This window comes from Mycobacterium sp. (assembly GCF_965229105.1).
In the GTDB taxonomy this organism is placed as follows: Bacteria; Actinomycetota; Actinomycetes; order Mycobacteriales; family Mycobacteriaceae; genus Mycobacterium.
On the sequence record NZ_OZ245858.1, the window covers coordinates 6130139 to 6145659 of the forward strand.

Here is a 15521-nt window from a genome sequence, read left to right on the forward strand (position 1 = left end):
AAGAGCACCGCGCGTTCGCCAGAACGGTAGCTTAGCAATGATCTGGCTAATTGCACATTGGTAGCTAGAACTACACCTTCGTGCGGATGTTCCTCAACGCTGTACCTCGAAGTTGCCGGGGCTTAGCCCTCTAACTTGTAACCCAGTCCCCTGACCGTTACCAGGTGCACCGGATTTGCCGGATCGGCCTCGATCTTCGACCGCAGCCGCTTGACGTGGACGTCGAGCGTTTTGGTGTCGCCGACGTAGTCGGCACCCCAGACACGGTCGATCAACTGGCCGCGGGTCAACACCCGGCCGCTGTTGCGCATCAGGTATTCCAGCAGGTCGAATTCCTTGAGAGGCAGCGTGATCGGTTCGCCGTTGACACTCACAACGTGCCGCTCGACATCCATCCGAACCGGGCCGGCCTCCAACACACCGTCGGTGATACCTGCGTCGTCGGCATCGCCGCCGCGACGCAACACCGCCCGGATCCGGGCGATCAGCTCGCGCGCAGAGTAGGGCTTGGTGACGTAGTCGTCGGCACCGAGTTCGAGCCCGACGACCTTGTCGATCTCGCTATCGCGGGCCGTGACCATGATCACCGGCACGCTCGACCGCGAACGCAGCTGTTTGCATACGTCGGTGCCCGTCATTCCCGGCAGCATCAGGTCCAGCAGCACGATATCGGCGCCGGCCCTGTCGAACTCTGCCAGCGCACTGGGACCGTCACCGACAACGGTGGCCTCGAAACCCTCTTTACGCAGCAGAAAGGCCAGGGGATCGGCCAGCGACTCTTCATCTTCGACGATCAACACACTGGTCACTAAAGATTCCTCTCATCGTCCGACAGATCGTCGGTCTCCAGGTAGGCCGGGATCGACAAGGTGAATGTCGACCCGGTGCCCGGCTGACTCCACAGCCGGATGGATCCGTTGTGATTGGCGGCGACATGTTTGACGATCGCCAATCCGAGCCCGGTGCCGCCAGTCGCGCGGGAGCGCGCCTTATCGACCCGGAAGAAACGTTCGAAGACCCGCTCCTGATCTGCGCGGGCGATGCCGAGACCGCGATCGGTCACGGCGATCTCGATATTGTCGCCGCGACGGCGCTTACTGATCGACACTGTCGAACCGGGCGGCGAGTAGGCGATGGCATTGGAGATCAGATTCGCCATCGCCGTGACCAACAACGGCTGGTCCCCCAGCACTCGAAAGCCGCTCGGGGCGTCGGTGGCGACCTCGATATCGTCGTTGTCGGCAGCCACCTTGTAGCGCGAAATCGCTTCGGCAACAACAGTATCGACGTCGACGGCATCGAGATCAGGTAACCGCTCAGCACCTTGGAGCCTGGACAGTTCGATCAACTCGCCGACCATATTGCCCAGCCGACGCGATTCGGCGAGCACCTTGGTGCCGAACCGGTGCACCAGTTCGGGATCGTCGGCCGATGCCAGCAGCGCCTCGGCCAGCACTCCCATCGCACCGACCGGAGTCTTGAGTTCGTGGCTGACGTTGGCGACGAAATCGCGGCGGGTCGCTTCCATCCGGGCATGCTCGGACTGGTCGTCGACATAGACCACCGCGAACCGGCTGTCATCCTCGGTCAGTAACCGCACATGGCCACGCACCGACAACCCTGAGCGGCCCTGGCTGGCGCGTTTGCGCGGCGACAGGTCGACCTCACCGTCCTCGCCGGTGGCCAGGGTGCGCTGCGCAGCCAGCCAGGCCCGGTCGTCGAGCAGGCGATCATGCACCAGACCCAACTCCTTGGCCCGGTCGTTGATGTAGACCACGTCGCGATAGGTGTCGACGACGACGATTCCCACGGGCGAGAGCGACACGATATGGGCCAGCATCTGAGAGACCGTGATACCGGCCTGCTCTGCGGCGGCCCGTTGTCTGCGTTCGGTCAGACGGGGGGATAACCAGATGCCGACGGCGAAGCCCACCGAAACCGCCACCAGTGCGACGATCCCGGCCACCACCAGCGCCGACATCACACTCACGCGAAAAGCGTACGCATTGAGTGAACGTCATCCCAGCAGCGTGCGGCTAAAACGGGACAAGTCACAGACTCACGTGCAGGTGTTCGGGCGCCGTTCACCTGGGTTCACCCGGTGTTAGCCCCGGGCTTGCCGGAACCGGCTTATTTGGCACCCTGACTCGCTACCGCGGCCGCGCCTGCCGCCGCGGCCGCCGGGTCTAGGTAGGTGCCGCCGGCGATCCGCGGTTTCAGGTTTTCGTCGAGGTCATAGCGCAACGGAATCCCGGTGGGGATGTTCAGGCCGACGACGTCCTCATCGGACATCCCATCGAGATACTTGACCAGGGCCCGCAACGAGTTGCCGTGCGCCGCGACCAGCACCGTCTTCCCGGCCTGCAGGTCCGGCACGATCGTGCCCTCGAAGTACGGCACGAATCGCGCCACCACATCGGCCAGGCATTCGGTCAGCGGCCCGCCGCCGATATCGGCGTAGCGCGGGTCGGCGTCCTGGCTGTACTTGCTGCCCTTCTCGATGGGTGGCGGCGGGGTGTCGTAGCTGCGCCGCCACGCCATGAACTGCTCTTCGCCGTACTTGGCTTTGGTCTCTGCCTTGTCCAGACCCTGCAGCGCGCCGTAGTGCCGTTCGTTGAGCCGCCAATCGCGCACCACCGGGATCCAGTGCCGGTCAGCGGCGTCAAGAGCCAGATTGGCGGTGGTGATCGCCCGTCGCATCAGCGAGGTGTACAGCACATCGGGCAGCACGCCCTGTTCGGCCATCAGCTTGCCGCCACGCACAGCTTCGGCTCTGCCCTTATCGGTGAGATCGACATCGACCCACCCGGTGAACAGATTGAGCGCATTCCATTCGCTCTCGCCGTGGCGAAGCAGAATCAGAGTGGAGTCAGCCATGGAGAAATTCTCTCACGGCGTCGCGGGGCCGTCAGTTGAGATCAGGCGTGTCGATCAGGTGCTCGAACGCTTCCAAATTCTTCAGCGATTCCCCGCGGGACACCCGCCAGGCCCATTCCTTCTTGATCGACGTCGAGAAGCCCAACTCCAGCAGGGTGTTGAAATCGGAATCGACGGCTTCGAGCACCTGCCCCAGCACCCGGTCGATCTCATCGGAGGTGACCGAATCCAGCGACATCCGGCCGACCAGGTAGATGTCCCCGACGTTATCGAGGGTGTAGGCCACACCGTAAAGCCTGCGGTTGCGCTTGAGTAGGAAGCGGTAGACGCCTTCGAAGTTCTCGTCGGGACGTCGGCACACGAAGGCCTCCACCCGCACCGAGTGTTCGCCGATGCTCAGGATGGTGTTGGTTTTGAGCTTGCGCTCCCCCGGTAGCTCCACGATCAGGCCGGGCAGACCGCCGTGCGCCCCCTCATGCCTGGTGTACACCAGCTCGCTCTCGTCGAGGGTGTCCTCGATCCGCTGCTGGAGTGCAGAGATACTCACGCGCGGACCCCCCGACGTCGGCTCCACAACCGTGCACTGCGCCGCGCCGGTACCTCCCGGACGGGCCCGCGGTGATGGGTTCTGCCGTAGTCGGCAATGGCCCGGTCGTAGGCAGCCAGCAGCGCATCCACGGTGTGGTCCCAGGAGAACGTCGAGGCATGCTCGACCGCAGCCCGGCCCATGGCCGCGAACGCGGTGGGATCGGTAGTCAACAGCCGGTCGATATCGGCGGCCCAGCGGTCGGGATCGTGGCCGTCGACCAACGCGCCGGTGACGCCGTCGCGCACCGCGACCGGCAGCCCGCCGACGGCGGCGGCGATGACCGGGGTACCGCAGGCCTGCGCTTCGATCGCCACCAGCCCGAACGACTCGGAGTAACTGGGCACGGCCACCAGGTCGGCGGCACGGTAGACCTCGACGAGCTGCTCGCGCGATTGAGGGGGGAGGAACGTCACCCGATCGGAAATACCCAGTTCATCGACCAACTGAACCAACGTGTCCGGTGCGGCCAACCCACTGCCGGACGGGCCACCAGCGATCAGCACACGGATGCCGGGAAGTTTGGCCGCCGCCCGCAGCAGCACATCGGGCGCCTTGAGCGGTTGGATGCGGCCGACGAATGCCACCGTGGGAGTGTTCGCGTCCAAGCCGAGCGCGTCCCGCGCGGCGCGCTTGTCACCGGGTGTGAAGGTCTGCAGGTCGACGCCGGGATGTACCACGTCGATCCGGGATGGATCGGCGTGGTGCAGGGAAACCAGCTGGCGCGCTTCATCTTCGGTGTTCACGATCAGCCGATCGGCCTCGTCGACCACCTGCTGTTCACCGACCGCACGCAGCGGCGGCTCCGGTGCGTCACCGTCGGCGAGCGCGGCATTCTTGACCGCCGCCAGGGTGTGCGCGGTGTGTACCAGCGGCACCGCCCAGCGATCCCGTGCCAACCAGCCGACCTGACCGGATAACCAGTAATGAGAGTGCACGATGTCGTAATAGCCGGGCTCGTGGTTGGCCTCGGCCCGCAGCACCGCGGCGGTGAAGGCACACAGCTGGGTGGGCAGATCGTATTTGTCCAGGCCCTCGAACGGGCCGGCCACCACATTGCGCACCAGCACCCCCGGCGCCACCCGGACCACGGGGGCATCAGCCGAGGACGTGGCCCTGGTGAAGATCTCGACCTCGACGCCGCGGCGGGCGAGATGCAATGCGGTCTGCAGGACGTAGACGTTCATCCCCCCGGCATCACCGGTCCCCGGCTGCGCCAACGGCGAGGTATGGACCGACAACACGGCTACACGCACACCTCAATACTTACACTGTCAGGCGGTGGCTTCAGAGCGGGTGGCGCGTCGCATCGCCGCCAGCGGATCGGCGTAGAGGCCGCCGAGCGAGACGATCCCGGCACCGGCCTCCTGCACACGGTTGCCGAAAGTGGTGATCCGGATATCACGGGCAGGCAGATCGCACCGCTGCGCGAAGGCCGCCTCGACGAGCTCCATACCTTCTGGATACTCGGTGAAAGCCTGACCGCCGACGACGAGATCGTCGGGGTTAAGCAGATCGCGCAGCAACGCGACGGCCTCACCCAGGACGCGGGCCCGCTCGGTGAGCAGTTCGCGCGCCCGCTCGTTGCCGGCACGGGCGGCACGCAGCACAGCGGTGATGGTGGCACCCGCAGACCCGTCAAACCCTGCTGATCCCTCTGAGGGGATGATTCCTTGTCTGCGAGCCGCGGCCAGGACGGCTTCGTCACTGACTGTCGATTCTAAACGTCCTGAGCCACCGAGCAATTCGGAGAACGCGGGCAGATTGGCGATGGTGCCCGGCCCGCTGGCTGGGCTGTGCACCCGGCCGCCGATGACCAGTGCGTAGCCGACGGTCTCCCTGGCGTAGACGTACAGGCTGCTGCCAGGGGCTTTGGGATTGGACGAGATCGCGAACCGGCGCATCCCCAGGAGCAACTCGGCACCGGCCATGGCGTCGACGTGCGCGGCCACCGATACCGGCAGGCCGAGGGTTTCTGCCAACACCGGGCCGACCGGCGCCTGCGCCCAGCCCAGCCGATGGTGATCGACCTGCCCGGCGGCGCCGTCGACGGCGCCGCCGATGGCGACCCCGACCCACAGCGGCCGGCGGCGGTGCCAGCGGCTCAAATAGCGTTGCGCGCTGCCGGCCAGGGAGGCCAGCGCCGGGCCCTGCGGCCCGCGCGGGGTCGGTGTCTCGACGACGTCAAGAGTGCGACCGAAAAGGTCGGCCGCCACGATGCTGGTGGTTCTGGCACCGATGTGCACGCCGAGCGTCAGGAACGGCTCGTGGTTGACCTCGACGGGCACCCGGGGACGTCCGATGGCACCCGATACGGCCAGGTCAGCGCGCTCGCGCAGCAGGCCGGCATCCAGTAGAGCGGTGACCTGTCGGTTGACGGTGGCAATCGAGAGCGACGTGACTTGGGCGATCACATCGCGGGCGATGGGGCCGCGAAGTCTGGCGGCGGCGAAGACGCCTGCCGCGGCGCCGTCACCGATACGCAGCGACGGGGGGACGATGTGGTGCCGAACGCGCCGCACGGGCGACGGGCCTTGCGGAGTTTGGACCGGCACGGCCCGGCTTGCCGACCGCGGTTTGGCGGTGGACTTGGCCGAAATCGACGAACGGGTGGAACTGGGAGAAAAAGTTGGGGTGCTCACAGGTGTTGTCCTTAGAAGTCGGGGTGGCGGGGGCGGGCCACACCATGCGACTTGTAGGACGAAATCCCAGCGGCGTCAGGCGCGGCGAATACCGGGACAACAACACTGTCCCGTGCGCGCGCTCATGACATCCGTCAACACATCGACAAACTAGCACGGTTACTAAGGTTGACTCCATGACGACTTTTCAAGCAGATACTCGCGTCGCAGTGGTGACCGGCGCAAGCGCCGGGATCGGGGAGGCAACCGCGAGAACCCTTGCCGGCCTTGGGTTTCATGTGGTCGCGGTGGCACGTCGGGCCGACCGGATTCAGGCCCTGGCCGACGAGATCGGCGGCACCGCGGTTGTGGCGGACGTCACAGACGACGCCCAGGTCGCCGCATTGGCCGAACGCGCCGCTGCGCTCACCGGAAAGATTGACGTACTGATCAACAATGCCGGCGGCGCCAAAGGACTTGAGACCGTGGCCGAGGCCGACCTGGAGAACTGGCGTTGGATGTGGGAGACCAACGTGCTCGGCACGCTACGGGTTACCCGCGCGCTGCTGCCCAAGCTGATCGAATCCGGGAACGGCCTGATCGTCACGATCACCTCGATCGCGGCATTCGAAACCTATGACGGCGGCTCCGGTTACACCGCCGCCAAGCACGCCCAAGGCGCATTGCACCGGACACTGCGTGGCGAACTGCTCGGAAAACCGGTGCGGCTCACCGAGATTGCGCCCGGCGCGGTGGAGACGGAGTTCTCCCTGGTCCGATTCAAGGGCGATCAGAAGCGAGCTGACTCGGTGTATGCCGGGATCGACCCGTTAGTCGCTGCGGACGTCGCCGAGGTGATCGGCTTCGTCGCCGCCCGGCCGTCACACGTCAACCTGGACCAGATCGTCATCCGGCCCCGCGATCAGGCGCCGAACGGTCGGTTCAACCGCCGGGTGCAGTAGTAACCGTGGTCGCGGTGGTCGGGGTGGTCGGGGTGGTCGGGGCGCTGGTGGACGTTGTCGCCGACTCCGAGGTACCCGTGTAGGTCGGCGCGTCTGTCGGCGTCGCAGGCGCCGTGCTCGGAATGTTGGACGGCGGCTTCTGATCGGTGACCGCCGACATTGACGTCCATTCGTCCCAGGACACCGCCCAGTCCCAGATATCGCCGTCGGCGTAGGACAGGTCGATCGAGGTGCCCGTCACCTCGACCGGGTCGCCGTAGAGCGCGGAGTTGAAGTACTGCTGCGCATCGTCGGTCGAAAGGTTGATACAGCCGTTGGTGACGTTGCTGCTGCCCTGTGCGCCCGCGCTCGAGGGGTTGGCGTGGATGAACTCGCCGTTGTTGGAGATCCGGACCGCGAAGCGCTCGTGAGCGTTGGTGTAGCCCGCGGCGGGGTTGGACATGTAGAAGTCCTCGTACTTCTCCGTCACCACGTGGATACCGCTGCGGGTGATGTTGCGGGGCAGGTCGGCCTCGCCGTAGCTGCATGGGAAGTCCATGATCACGCCCTCGTCGGTGACCACCTGGATGCGGTGGCTCGACGCCTCGGCCTTGACCACCTGCCTGCGCCCGATGGCGATATCCAGCGTGGAGTCCGTGGCACCGAATGCGCCGTCACCGAACGGCACCCCGTAGAGCTTGGAGTCGACGTGCACGGTGGTGCCGGCCGGGTAGTAGTCCTTGGTCCGCCAGTGCACACGGGAACCGCCGACCTCATCAGGCAGCCAGGCCCAGCTGCCCTCCACCGGCGGGTTGGTGGTGACGGTCAGTGCACGTTCCACCGCCGCCTTATCGCTGATCGAGGCATCGAACTGCAGGATGATGGGGGCCGCCACGCCGACGGTCTGACCGTCGGAGAGCTGGAATTGGCCGTTGACGGTGGTGACCGGCAAGACCGTACTGAAGCCACCGGTGACCGGGACCGCCTTACCGTCCTGCCCGACGACCGAACCGGCCCACGTGTAGGTCCCGCCGAAACCGAGCGGTTCGGAGGTGGTGAACACCGTGCGGTCCGGGTTCAACACACCCGCCACGGGCTTGCCATCGGCATTGGTCAGGACGACCCGCTGGAACCAGCCGTCACTCACCTCGACATGCACCGGGGCCGTCGGCGCCACATCCGCAGCCGCGTTGGCGGGGGTGAGCTTCACCGTCGGGGCCGGGGGCGGGGCGGGCGGGTCGCTCAGCGTCTTCTTGACCTGCGAGCAGGCCGCGAGCGCGCCAGGCGCAGCCAGACCGAGCGCCAGCACGCCCAACGCGCGGCGCCGGGTGACCGGCGACAGGGCGGAAGGGGCGCGGACGGGTCTCACGTATACCCAAGATACGGGGCGCGGCGCTGGGCGCTAAATCCTGCTGGTCAGATCACACACCCGATGAGTACCGGTTCCGGTACCAACTCGATACCGAATGCGTCGCGAACACCGTCGCGCACCTGCCGGGCCAAGGAGATGACATCGGCGCTGGTGGCCGACCCGCGGTTGGTCAACGCCAGCGCATGCCTGCTCGACAGGCGCGCGGGCGCCCCCTGACCGGGGAATCCCTTACCGAACCCGGCGTTTTCCACCAGCCAGCCAGCAGCCAGCTTGATCTGCCCGCCGGCCGGATAGTGCGGGATCGGTCCGTCCACCCGGGCCGACAGCGCGGCGAACACCTCCGGTGTCACCACCGGGTTGGTGAAAAAGGACCCGACACTCCAGGTGTCGTGATCGGGGAGATCGAGCACCATCGCCTTGCTGCGACGCAGGCGCAGGACCGCTTCGCGGACAGCGACGGGATCGGCCCGCTCCCCGGGCTGAGCCTCGACGGCGGCGGTCAGCTCGCCATAGCGCAGCGGGGCGCTGCGGCCCGAGCTGTCCAGACCGAATTCCACCTCGAGCGCGACCGCCCGATCGGAATGCTTGAGCACACTGGTCCGGTAACCGAACCCCAATTCCGACCCGGGCACCCAGCGCACCTCTGATGTTCGCCGATCGAGAAGTCGCACGCGGGTGATGGTGTCGGCCACCTCGGCGCCGTACGCACCGACGTTCTGCACGGGGGTGGCCCCCGCGGAACCAGGGATACCGGACAGGCATTCCAGCCCACCGAGCCCGGCCGCCAGCGATGCGCTCACCACGTCATCCCAGACTGCGCCGGCCTCGGCGCGAATCAGGTTGCCGTCCACGGTGATTCCCGGACTGGCCAGGCGCACGACGGTGAGCTCCGTCAGGTCATCGGCAATCACCACGTTGGATCCGCCCGCCAGCACCAGCGGTGCATCTCCGGCACCGTCGAGTTCGGTCAGGGCGGCGACAATCTGCTCGGTGCGCACGCAGGTGATGACCCGCCTCGCCACCGGGCCCACCCGCAGCGTGGTCATCGGCGCCAGCGGCACCTGCTCGGTCACCGCCGCGCCCCCGAATAGCGAACCGGCCACGGCCGGTAACGGTAGCCTGGCCAGCTATGCCGCGATCATTCGACATCTCCGTGGACTACGGAGGCAGCGTCGAACAGGTCCACACGGCGTTCCGCGATCGGCAGTACTGGCTGGCCCGGCTCGCCGATTCCGGTGTCGACGACGCGACGTTGGATGCGTTTGCGCTCGACCCGGCAGGCATGGCCGGCGGTGTCACGGTGTCCACCACCCAGGTGTTGCGCGCCGACCGCCTGCCCGCGGTCGTCGGGCAGTTCCACCGCGGTGATCTGCGGATCGAACGGCGCGAGACCTGGAGCCCGGTCAGCACCGGACAGGCCACGGCGACCGTGGACGGTGCCGTCGCCGCAGCGCCGGTCGTACTCAACGGTGCCGCCACCCTCTCCGCGGGGGCCGGGGCCGGTGCGCGACTGGATTTTCACGTCACCGTCGAGGTCCGCATCCCGCTGGTCGGCGGCAAAATCGAGAGCCTGATCGGTAAGCAATTGGTCGACCTGGTGATCGCCGAACAACGCTTCACCACCACCTGGATTGCCGAAAACTCCTGACCCGTAAGTAAAATCAGTCGTCATGAGTCGAAGGATGGACTACACGGTCGCTTTCGACGCACCCGTGGCGAGGATCTACCAGGACATGACCAGTCGTCGGTACTGGGAAGCCTTGACCGATGCCTACCAGTGGCTGACACCGCAATCGGAGATCACGGAGTTCTCCTCTGCGCCGTCGGGTACCAAGATAGTCTTCAAACATTTTCTGCCCCGCTCGGAGCTACCGCCTGTGGTGCGGGCCGTGCTTCCGGTCGATCTGGTGGTCAGCCGAGCCCAGCATTTCGACCCGTTCGATGCCGCCACCGGCACTGCGACGGGCACCTTCCGCGCAACGGTGCCCGCCATGCCCGGCCATTTCAGCGGCCGATACTTCTTCTCCGAGACCGACGGCGGCCAGCGCAGTCAGCTGCGACTGGCCACCGAATGCAAGGTGCATATCCCGCTGGTGGGCGGCACCATTGAGTCTCTGATTCTGTCGAATATCACCATGTTGTTCGATGCCGAAGAGGCCTTCACCGCCGACTGGATCACCAGACATCACTAATCCTTCTCCTCCGCTGCGCCCGCAGGGGCCACAACGACGCCCGGTGGGTGCCATCACCCGCGGTACGACGGGCCGCAACCGGTTGCGGCGCAGCGACCGCTGGCTGGTGCATTCGCCTCGCGTGCGTGAGCTGCTGGGGTCGGCGGAGGAACCCTTGGTCGTCGATCTCGGCTACGGCGCCCTGCCGGTGACGACGCTGGAATTGGCGGCACGGCTGCGCACGGTACGTCCCGAGGTACGGGTCGTCGGGCTGGAGATCGACCCGCAGCGGGTGGCGGCAGCCCGGGCGGCGGCCATCCCACCGCGCGTCGACTTCGCGCGCGGCGGGTTCGAACTGGCCGGGCTGGCGCCGGTGCTGGTCCGGGCGTTCAACGTGCTGCGGCAATACCCTGCCGAAGCGGTCCCCGAGGCCTGGGCGACGATGCAGGCCGCGCTGGCACCACAGGGGCTGATCATCGACGGGACCTGCGATGAGCTGGGGCGGCGTTGCTGCTGGGTGCTGCTGGACCAGGCGGGGCCGATCAGCCTGACCCTGGCCTGCGATCCGCATCAGATCGAACGCCCCTCCGATCTGGCTGAGCGCCTACCGAAGGTGCTCATCCACCACAACGTGCCTGGCGCCCCGGTTCACGAGCTGCTCACGGCCGCCGATCGGGCCTGGGCCGCAGCCGCGGCGCACGGCGTCTTCGGACCGCGGGTGCGGTGGCGGGCCATGCTCACCGCTCTGCGCGACGCCGGAGTGGCGGTGGAACAGCCGCGCCGGCGGCTACGGGACGCGGTCCTGACCGTGCCGTGGTCGACGGTGGCACCCAGCGGTTCTGCCTGAGCCCTCTACGCTGGCGGTATGCGGATCGCACTTGCGCAACTGAGGTCGGGTACCGATCCCGCGGCCAACCTGCGCCTTGTCCAGGAGTACACCCTCAAAGCCGCCTCCCAGGGCGCCACCCTGGTGGTGTTCCCCGAGGCGACGATGTGCCGCTTCGGGGTGTCATTGAGCCCGATCGCCGAACCCATCGACGGGCCGTGGGCCGACGGGGTGCGGGCGGCGGCAGCACAGAACGGGATCACCGTCGTCGCCGGCATGTTCTGCCCGGCCGGGGACGGCCGCGTCACCAACACCCTGATCGCGGCGGGGCCGCAGACCGACACCTCCTACGACAAGATCCACCTCTACGACGCCTTCGGTTTCACCGAATCCCGAACCGTCGCGCCCGGTCACGAACCGGTGCTGATCACCGTCGATGGCGTCGAGGTCGGCCTCACCACCTGCTATGACATCCGCTTTCCCGAGCTGTACGTCGAACTCGCCCGCCGCGGCGCCACACTGATCACCGTCAGCGCCTCCTGGGGTTCCGGGCCGGGAAAGCTCGACCAGTGGACGTTGCTGGCGCGGGCACGGGCGTTGGACACCGCCGGGTTCGTCGCTGCCGTCGGTCAGGCGTACCCGGGCGATGAGGTGGCTACCGTCGGTCCGACCGGTGTGGGCGGCAGCCTGGTGGCGTCGCCGTACGGCGAGGTGGTCGCTGTCACGGGAGCCGATCCGCACCTCATGGTCTGCGATATCGACGTCGACACCGTCGAAAAAGCCAGGGAGACACTTGCGGTGCTCCGCAACCGCTCGGAGCTCGCTCAGGCCGATAAGGCAGAATCGCGCAGGTGACGCAACCGCCACAGGGCCCCTCCTTCCCCGGGGGGCAGGACAACCCTTCGGGATGGTCGCGCCCCACCCCGCCGACCGAGCGCATCCCTTCCCAGCCGCAGCAGCCCCCTGCACCCACCGAGCAATTCGCTCGCCCACGCCAGCCTGGGGACCCGGCCACGCAACACATCCCGCGGGCAGGCAGCCCGATGGACAACCCGACCACCGCCTACCCGACGGCCCCGGCCGGCCAGGCTCCCCCGGTACAGCCGTACCCCGACGGGCCCGCCGACGCGTCCGGCGAGAAAGGCAGCCGCTTCGGTCGGTTCGTCCGCGACCCGCTGTCAATCGTGTTGATCTTCGTGATCGTGATCGCGCTGGCCGCCGCAGGACTCCTCGGCGGCGAGCTGTACGCGCGACACAAAGGCAATTCGGTGGTGGCTTCGGCCGTGGAATGCGTTGTGCAGGACAACGCCAGCGTCTCGTTCGGGGTGACACCGCCGTTTCTGTGGCAGCACCTGACCAAGCGCTACACGAACATCTCGGTCGAAACCGCGGGTAATCAGATCCGCGAGGCCAAAGGGATGAAGGTCAACCTCGAGATCGACGATGTGCGACTGCAGAAGACCGCGGATTCCAACGGCACGATCGGCTCCTTGCAGGCGACCATCACCTGGACCTCCGAAGGCATCAAAGACACTGTGCAGAACGCTATTCCGCTGTTCGGCGGCATCGTGTCGAATGTGACCACCAACCCCAGTGACGGCACGATGGAGCTGGAAGGCATGCTCGGCAGCGTGACCGCCAAGCCGCAGGTCATCGACAACGGGTTGACCCTGCAGGTGCTGAGCGTGACCGGCCTCGGCTTGACGCTCCCGAAGGAAACGGTGCAGCCCGCGCTGGACGCGTTCACCTCCGAGCTGACCAAGAACTACCCGCTGGGTATCCATGCTGACAGCGTCGAGGTCACCGATACCGGTGTGACGAGCCACTTCTCGACGCAGAACGCCACGATCCCCGCCGGCCAGCAGAACGCCTGCTTCGCGGGGCTCTAACTCAAGCCTGAGTCAGTTCTGGTCCAGGCCGTCAAGCACGGCCCGCGTCCCGGACAGGCCGAGCCGGGTGGCACCCGCATCGAGCATCGCGACGGCATCGGCCGCGGTGCGAATGCCGCCACTGGCCTTCACGCCGAGCCGGCCTGATGAGCTGTTCACCGTCTCGGCCATCAGTGCCACGGCCGCCACGGAGGCGCCGCCGGCCGGGTGAAACCCCGTCGAGGTCTTGACGAAATCGGCGCCTGCATCAACGGCCGCGCGGCATACCGTCACCAGCGTCTGCGCATCGGAGAGGCTCAGCAGCGCCGCCGACTCGATGATCACCTTGAGGACGACACCCGGTATCGCTGACCGCACCGCGGCGATATCGAGATGTACCGCGGCGAAGTCACCGCTGAGCGCAGCACCGATATCGATGACCATATCGATCTCCGTCGCGCCCGCCTCGACCGCAAGGGCGGCTTCCTGGGCTTTCACCGACGACTGGTGCTTACCGGAGGGAAATCCGGCCACCGCGGCGACGGCCAGGCCTGCCGGGCTCAGCGATGATGCTGCGGCCACCAGCGAGGGCGAGACGCAGACCGCGTAGACGCCCAGGTCGGCAGCTTCGTTGACCAGCGTGACGATATCGGTCGCCATCGCCTCGGGTTTGAGCAGCGTGTGATCGACCAGCGCGGCAACACGGTCCCGCGTCCATGTACTCGACATGGTCAGAACGGCTCCTCGGTGCCGCCGGGGTTGCAGCCCGCGTCGATCATCGCGTCCGGGCTGACGACGGGGCGCCAGGGCTCCAGGTTCCAGCTGGTCTTGCCGGGTTGGCCGAGCTCGGCGAGCTGCCAGTGGCAGATGAATTGTTCGCGCATCCCGGGGATATCCGCATCGGGTGCATCGGCCAGCACTTCTGACCATGCTTCTTTGCCGTTGGCCGCCGTGCCGACCACCCCGCTGGCGGCGCGGCCTGCGGCTGTCGGATAGACCCGCAGGCTCGACAGATCGCCCCAGTGCACCCACTCGGTGTGGTTGATGAACGGCGGGGAGTACGTCTGGTCAGCCTGGGACCGGCCGGCCAGGGGAACCGCGATCGCGAGGGCTGATATCCCGGCAACGGAAACCGTCAGCACGGCGGTCAATACACGTCGCATGCGTCAGCGCGACTTTCCCTGGACTTCAAGCAATTTCGGTCGGACATCGACCAGGTACACCCCGGAGGCGACGGCCGCGATGGCCACGCCGGTGATCCCGAGCACCAGAGCCACCAAGATGCCTGCGCCGAGGATGATCAACCACACGGGTTTGGTCAGCTTATCGGCGGCGGTATAGGCGTCCGGCCGCTGCAGCGCCGCATGCACCACCGCGTAGAGCGCCATCACCAGAACACCCACCTGAACGACGAAAAGGACAGTACCCACAAGCTGGTTCACACCAGCAAGCCTATGCGGGTACCGTCCTGGCCGTCGAGCTCACCCTGTCGGGGGCGAGTCGAAATTACTTCTGGGTGACCTTATTGGCCGGAGCCTTCTTGACCGGAGCCTTCGTTGCCACGGGGGCCTTGGCGGCCGGGGCCTTCTTGGCGGGGGCCTTCTTGGCGGGGGCCTTCTTGATGGCGCCCTCGACCTTGCCTGCGGCATCCTCTACGGCGACCTCGGCGTCGAGGACCGCATCGTCGACCTTGCCCGGCAGCTCGATACCGACCAGCTTCGCGGCACGCTCGCCGACGGCGCGGGTCTGGGTCGCGACGGTGCCGAGGGCGTCCTGGGTCAGCTCGACGGCGGAGTCGACATAGCCCTCGGCACGCTCAGCGGCCTCTTCCAGAGCCGGCTGGCTCCGCAGTCGCTCCAGGGCGGCCTCGCCGCGCTCGACGAGCTTGCTGTAGGTGCTCTGCGCCTGGTCGGCGTAGGTCTCGGCGACCTTGCGCAGCTCTTCGGTAGTCAGCTTCTCGCGCAGTTCACCGATCTCCTTGGGCAGGTCTTCCTGCAGCTTGGTGATGCGGCCGCGGGTCTCGTCGACCGCGGTGGTGAGCTTGGCACGACGCTCGTCGGCGCGGGCGGAGGCCTCGGTGCGGGCTTCGTCGGCGCGCTCACGCAGCGTGGCGACGATCTCGTTGACGGTCGCCAGGGCCAGGTCGGCAGCGCCGACGGCAGCGAGCAGGGGGGCTTTCAGTTCTTCGATGGTCGGGTTCTCGGCCATGGTGGGACTTCCTTTCGAATGTGACAGATAGGTAAGGGTTTTTGGATCCGC

At 66.8% G+C, this 15521-nt stretch carries 18 protein-coding genes; 6 read left to right on the forward strand and 12 right to left on the reverse strand.

Features of this window, described 5'->3' with window-relative positions:
• Window positions 1-122 precede the first annotated feature (122 nt).
• The 6 genes from regX to ADBZ9O_RS28995 form a co-directional block, all read right to left on the reverse strand.
• Entirely contained in the window at window positions 123-809 is a 687-nt protein-coding gene (gene regX / locus ADBZ9O_RS28970) for a two-component sensory transduction protein RegX (protein ID WP_526526764.1), read from the reverse strand.
• Window positions 809-1990 (reverse strand): sensor histidine kinase, encoded by a 1182-nt coding sequence (locus tag ADBZ9O_RS28975; RefSeq protein WP_526526766.1) that lies wholly within the window; start codon window positions 1988-1990, stop codon window positions 809-811. The genes regX and ADBZ9O_RS28975 overlap by 1 nt, the downstream gene beginning before the upstream one ends.
• Window positions 1991-2130: 140 nt before the next feature.
• Entirely contained in the window at window positions 2131-2877 is a 747-nt protein-coding gene (locus ADBZ9O_RS28980) for a phosphoglyceromutase (RefSeq protein WP_526526768.1), read from the reverse strand.
• A gap of 31 nt (window positions 2878-2908) precedes the next feature.
• Entirely contained in the window at window positions 2909-3424 is a 516-nt protein-coding gene (locus ADBZ9O_RS28985; RefSeq protein WP_526526769.1) for a YbjN domain-containing protein, read from the reverse strand.
• Window positions 3421-4719, reverse strand: coding sequence for a D-inositol-3-phosphate glycosyltransferase (gene mshA / locus ADBZ9O_RS28990; protein WP_526526771.1), 1299 nt, complete (start codon window positions 4717-4719; stop codon window positions 3421-3423). Before mshA ends, ADBZ9O_RS28985 begins: the two co-directional genes overlap by 4 nt.
• A gap of 18 nt (window positions 4720-4737) precedes the next feature.
• The gene (locus ADBZ9O_RS28995; RefSeq protein ID WP_526533618.1) at window positions 4738-6018 is read right to left on the reverse strand and encodes an ROK family protein; all 1281 of its coding nucleotides are present in this window, start codon (window positions 6016-6018) and stop codon (window positions 4738-4740) included.
• Window positions 6019-6281: 263 nt separating this feature from the next.
• Here ADBZ9O_RS28995 and ADBZ9O_RS29000 point away from each other — a divergent pair, with 263 nt between their 5' ends.
• On the forward strand, window positions 6282-7046 hold the full coding sequence (locus ADBZ9O_RS29000) for an SDR family NAD(P)-dependent oxidoreductase (protein WP_526526773.1): 765 nt from the start codon (window positions 6282-6284) through the stop codon (window positions 7044-7046).
• Here ADBZ9O_RS29000 and ADBZ9O_RS29005 read toward each other — a convergent pair.
• Together ADBZ9O_RS29005 and ADBZ9O_RS29010 are read right to left on the reverse strand one after the other, a co-directional pair.
• Window positions 7027-8394, reverse strand: coding sequence for an Ig-like domain-containing protein (locus ADBZ9O_RS29005; protein WP_526526775.1), 1368 nt, complete (start codon window positions 8392-8394; stop codon window positions 7027-7029). The genes ADBZ9O_RS29000 and ADBZ9O_RS29005 overlap by 20 nt on opposite strands.
• Window positions 8395-8441: 47 nt before the next feature.
• Window positions 8442-9500, reverse strand: coding sequence for a UDP-N-acetylmuramate dehydrogenase (locus ADBZ9O_RS29010; RefSeq protein WP_526526777.1), 1059 nt, complete (start codon window positions 9498-9500; stop codon window positions 8442-8444).
• Between the two features lie 26 nt (window positions 9501-9526).
• Between ADBZ9O_RS29010 and ADBZ9O_RS29015 the strand changes: the two genes are divergently transcribed.
• From ADBZ9O_RS29015 to ADBZ9O_RS29035, 5 genes are read left to right on the forward strand one after another with little or no spacing between them, the layout of a single operon-like run.
• Window positions 9527-10045: a DUF2505 family protein gene (locus ADBZ9O_RS29015; RefSeq protein WP_526526778.1), complete on the forward strand. Its 519-nt coding sequence runs from the start codon at window positions 9527-9529 to the stop codon at window positions 10043-10045.
• 22 nt (window positions 10046-10067) lie between these two features.
• Window positions 10068-10589, forward strand: coding sequence for a DUF2505 family protein (locus ADBZ9O_RS29020; protein WP_526526780.1), 522 nt, complete (start codon window positions 10068-10070; stop codon window positions 10587-10589).
• Window positions 10590-10632: 43 nt separating this feature from the next.
• Complete coding sequence (locus ADBZ9O_RS29025) at window positions 10633-11415, forward strand: class I SAM-dependent methyltransferase (protein WP_526526782.1); 783 nt, start codon at window positions 10633-10635, stop codon at window positions 11413-11415.
• An 18-nt stretch (window positions 11416-11433) separates the two neighbouring features.
• Complete coding sequence (locus ADBZ9O_RS29030) at window positions 11434-12249, forward strand: carbon-nitrogen hydrolase family protein (protein WP_526526784.1); 816 nt, start codon at window positions 11434-11436, stop codon at window positions 12247-12249.
• On the forward strand, window positions 12246-13283 hold the full coding sequence (locus ADBZ9O_RS29035) for an LmeA family phospholipid-binding protein (RefSeq protein WP_526526786.1): 1038 nt from the start codon (window positions 12246-12248) through the stop codon (window positions 13281-13283). The genes ADBZ9O_RS29030 and ADBZ9O_RS29035 overlap by 4 nt, the downstream gene beginning before the upstream one ends.
• Window positions 13284-13295: 12 nt before the next feature.
• Here the strand turns inward: ADBZ9O_RS29035 and deoC are convergent, their stop codons facing one another.
• From deoC to ADBZ9O_RS29055, 4 genes are all read right to left on the reverse strand, one after another.
• Window positions 13296-13991 (reverse strand): deoxyribose-phosphate aldolase, encoded by a 696-nt coding sequence (gene deoC / locus ADBZ9O_RS29040; RefSeq protein WP_526526788.1) that lies wholly within the window; start codon window positions 13989-13991, stop codon window positions 13296-13298.
• A gap of 2 nt (window positions 13992-13993) precedes the next feature.
• A complete protein-coding gene (locus ADBZ9O_RS29045; RefSeq protein ID WP_526526790.1) occupies window positions 13994-14425 on the reverse strand; it encodes a DUF2599 domain-containing protein in 432 nt (143 codons plus the stop codon).
• Window positions 14426-14428: 3 nt separating this feature from the next.
• On the reverse strand, window positions 14429-14704 hold the full coding sequence (locus tag ADBZ9O_RS29050; RefSeq protein ID WP_526526792.1) for a DUF2516 family protein: 276 nt from the start codon (window positions 14702-14704) through the stop codon (window positions 14429-14431).
• A gap of 64 nt (window positions 14705-14768) precedes the next feature.
• Window positions 14769-15470, reverse strand: a complete 702-nt coding sequence (locus tag ADBZ9O_RS29055; protein WP_526526794.1) for a heparin-binding hemagglutinin — start codon at window positions 15468-15470, stop codon at window positions 14769-14771.
• Window positions 15471-15521: the final 51 nt, after the last annotated feature.